Raw genomic sequence first — 1,109 nt, forward strand, 5'->3', positions numbered from 1 at the left:
CTGCAGCCATAAGATCCTTCCATGGTACGGCATGATTAACATCGTAATAGCATAGATGATTGTCCAGAAAAACTGTGTTATGGTCTATGTTTGAATATGCATATTCTATTAAATCCGCAAATGATTCACTATATACAGTATCAAGATCAATGAACATGAACATGTCGTTGGCTGATGCTTTTTTTTCTGCCATTTCTATGGCTAATTGCCTGCCTCTTCCCCTTGTGCACCTTGCCTGTGAAACAATCATATTATATTTTTTTAAATTGTCCTGCAAAGTTTCATATGTTCCGTCAGTGGAATAGTTATCTACAACATAGATTGATTTTTCAAGTTTTATTTTCATGACCGATTCAAGTGATTTAAGTATTATTCTATTTGAATTATACACAGTGCCATATATGAAAAGCATGAGAGATGTAATAATTAAAATTTATATAAACTTAATTATGTTTTTATGAACATAACTTTTTAAATTTCATAGTTATACATAAAAACTTAATGAATAAAAAAGAGACATTTGGATCGGGAGTGGCAATCCAGTATGCGGCTGTATTTTCAATGTTTTTATCATCCACAATATTCTATTTTCTAATAGCGCACCTTTTATCAACGACACTTGTCGGTTCCATTTCTCTTATATATGCCATAATGAGCATATCTGGAGTGTTTTTTGTTTTAGGCTTTTCCCAGGGTTTAGAACATTTTATATCTTATCATCTCTCGAGGGGCAATTATAAAAATGTAAGGGCCATAATCAGAAGAATAAGCATGTTAGCCATAGCATCTTCTATTTTTGCTTTCTTTGCTTTATACTTATTATCACCTATCATTGCAATAAAATTATTTCATTCATATTTTTATGTAACTTTTATACGAATAATAGGAATAGCAGTGTCTGCTTTTGTAATTCGTGACCTTTTTTCATCTATACTGTTAGGATTGAAGCATTATAGAACCTACTCATTAAGCTACATATTTGTAAACATATTTTCATATTTTTTCCCCATATTACTACTTCTTTTTTCAGGTAAAGCAATGTATGTAATAATAGGTATGGCCATTTCAGGAATAATCAATGCCATTCTTTTTATAGTTCTTATTTACAG

At 30.7% G+C, this 1,109-nt stretch carries 2 protein-coding genes; one reads left to right on the top strand and one right to left on the bottom strand.

Features of this window, described 5'->3' with window-relative positions; all coding sequences use genetic code 11:
* Window positions 1-412: glycosyltransferase (locus AMDU4_RS05810; RefSeq protein ID WP_290704324.1), on the bottom strand; the 412-nt coding region annotated here is incomplete at its 3' end.
* 89 nt (window positions 413-501) lie between these two features.
* Here AMDU4_RS05810 and AMDU4_RS05815 point away from each other — a divergent pair.
* Window positions 502-1,109, top strand: a 608-nt coding sequence (locus tag AMDU4_RS05815) for a lipopolysaccharide biosynthesis protein (protein WP_021787055.1), incomplete at its 3' end; no start/stop codon positions are given.

Source organism: Ferroplasma sp. Type II, from assembly GCF_000496155.1.